This window comes from Klebsiella sp. MS 92-3 (assembly GCF_000195655.1).
Lineage (GTDB): Bacteria > Pseudomonadota > Gammaproteobacteria > Enterobacterales > Enterobacteriaceae > Klebsiella > Klebsiella pneumoniae.
In genome coordinates, this window is record NZ_GL882821.1 from 20706 (window position 1) to 23386 (window position 2681).

At 60.5% G+C, this 2681-nt stretch carries 2 protein-coding genes; one reads left to right on the forward strand and one right to left on the reverse strand.

Annotation, left to right across the window (positions count from 1 at the left end; all coding sequences use genetic code 11):
• Positions 1-13 precede the first annotated feature (13 nt).
• Entirely contained in the window at positions 14-1867 is a 1854-nt protein-coding gene (sppA, locus tag HMPREF9538_RS10895) for a signal peptide peptidase SppA (protein ID WP_009485420.1), read from the reverse strand.
• A gap of 165 nt (positions 1868-2032) precedes the next feature.
• Between sppA and HMPREF9538_RS10890 the strand changes: the two genes are divergently transcribed.
• Entirely contained in the window at positions 2033-2584 is a 552-nt protein-coding gene (locus tag HMPREF9538_RS10890) for an NAD(P)H nitroreductase (RefSeq protein WP_020316958.1), read from the forward strand.
• Positions 2585-2681 lie beyond the last annotated feature (97 nt).

Consider the following 2681-nt stretch of genomic DNA (forward strand, 5'->3'; position numbering starts at 1 on the left):
CCCCCGCTGCGTATTAACGGATGTTAGCGCAGGTCAGGCAGAAGGCATAGCGATTCTGCGGGTCGTTAAACGCCGCCAGCTTGTCGCTCTCCGCTTTCACCGTCTCGGCCGCCGCGGCGACCGGCGCAGGCAGCCAGGCCTGAATGGCCGCCGGCAGCGAGGCGCGTACCGAGCCGGTCAGGCTGTCCAGCACCATCGAGAAGAAGGTCGGCTCTTCCTGATAGTAGTTGAGGTGCCAGGTTTTCAGCTTCGCCAGCTCGGCGGCTTTGGCCACCGCGTCGTCGAAGTCGCCGAGGCTGTCGACCAGGCCGTTGGCTTTGGCATCTTCCCCGGTCCAGACGTGGCCCTGGGCGATCTGGTCGATTTTCTCCGGCGTGCTCTTACGGGCGTTAGCCACCAGGGTGATAAAGCGCTGATAGCCATTCTCAATGCTCAACTGCATCAGCTGCTGCACTTCCGGCGGCAGCGCTTTGGTGCTGGAGACATCCGCCAGCGGCGACGTGGCGACGCCGTCGGTGTGGACGCCAATCGACCCGAGGGTATTTTCCACGGTGTTGATCACCCCAAAGATGCCAATGGAGCCGGTGAGGGTGCTTGGGTTCGCCACGATGTAATCCGCTGGGGTGGAGATCCAGTAGCCGCCGGACGCCGCCATGCCGCCCATCGAGACCACTACCGGTTTACCGGCGGTTTTGGCTGCCGCCAGCTCTTCACGAATGATTTCCGAAGCGGTTACGCTGCCGCCCGGGCTGTTTACGCGCAGAACGATGGCCTTAATTTTCGGATCGAGGCGCGCATCGCGAATTTGCGCTGCGGTGGTGTCGCCGCCGACGTTGCCCGGGGTCTCTTCACCGTCCATGATGGCGCCGTTGGCGAAGATTACCGCGATGGCGGAACCCTGGTCAGACGGCGTCTTCACGTTGTAGTCGTAATAGCTGATCGCCCGGTAATTGTTATCCGCTTTGCTCCAGCCAAACTGTTTGGTCAGCGCCTTTTCCACTTCCGTGGAGGTCGCCAGCTCATCCACCAGCTTATTGTCCAGCGCATATTTCGCCGTATCGCCGCCCACCTTACGCAGGCCATCGATAATGCCCTGGGCGCCCGGGAAGAGCTGCTGGGCGGTGATCTGGCGGTTGGCGGCAATGGTGTTGAGGTAGTTCTGCCACAGTTCGCCAATCCAGCGGCTATCCGCTTCGCGGGCGGCAGGGGACATATCATCGCGGATGAATGGCTCGACGGCGGATTTATAGGTGCCGACGCGGAAGACATGGGTGGAGACCTTCAGCTTATCCAGCAGCGATTTGTAATATAGCCCGTTGGTAGCGAAGCCGTGCAGGTCTACCTCGCCCTGCGGCGAGAGCCAGATTTTGTTGGCGAAGCTCGCCAGGTAGTACTGGCCCTGGCTGTAGCTGCTGCCGACGGCATACACCGGTTTGCCGCTATCGCGGAATTCGCGCAGCGCTTTGCCGATGTACTGCATGGATGGCTGGTCGCCGCCGACGAAGTTTTTCAAATCCAGCACAATACCGGTGATATTGCGGTCATCCTTCGCCTGGCGAATGGTCTGCACGATATCGAACAGGGAGTTCTCCTGCAGACGGTCCGAGCTGGCGCCAAACAGCTGGCGGCCAATCACGCCGAGCTTGCTGCTGGCGGATGGTTTATCCACCACCACGCCGGTAATATCCAGCAACAGCGCGCCGCGCGCGGCATGTTCGCTGGTGGTGCTGCTGAACTGGCTCCAGATGCCGATACACACCAGCACCAGCACCAGGAAGATCGCATTGAGGGCCAGTTTGCGAATAAAGTTGAGTATCCGCCACGTCCATTTAAAAAAGCTGGCAATCAGTCGCCAAAGGGTTCGCATGTCTTCTCCCTAACGTTATCTAAAAAGGGCAGGCCGCAGGGGCCGCCGCGTCTGGCTATCCTAAAGAGTGAGCCGTCGGTTGTCAGCAGGAATCACCGACCGCGCTGTAACAAAATCCTTGTGCATGTTAATTTTATGAAAAATGACATCACAGGAGTTATACAGATGGATGCTCTCGATCTACTGCTTAATCGCCGGAGCGCTTCCCGCCTGGCGGAACCTGCCCCGGTGGGCGAACAGCTGGAAAACATTCTGCGCGCCGGGCTGCGCGCCCCGGATCATGGCACCCTGCAGCCGTGGCGCTTCTTTATTATCGCCGATGACGGCCGCGAGCGCTTCAGCCAGTTGCTGGAAAAAGGGGCCAGAGAGGCCGGCCAGGATGAGAAGGGAATTGAGAAAGCCCGCAATGCGCCGTTCCGCGCGCCGCTGATTATTACCGTGGTCGCGCGCTGTGAAGACCACCCTAAGGTGCCGCGCTGGGAGCAGGAGATGTCCGCTGGCTGCGCGGTGATGGCGATGCAGATGGCGGCCCTGGCTCAGGGATTCAACGGTATCTGGCGCAGCGGAGCATTGACCGAGAGTCCGGTGGTGCGGGCCGGCTTCAAGTGCCGCGAACAGGATAAAATTGTCGGCTTCCTCTATCTGGGGACGCCGCAGCTAAAAGCCTCAACCACCATTGCCCTGCCGGATACCGCGCCGTTTGTGACGCGATTCTGAGTCCGCGTGTGTTATGCCGGGTGGCGGCTGCGCCTTACCCGGCCAACGCATCCGGCTCTGATTGTCTGTAGGCCCGCGCAAGCGCATGGACTGCACC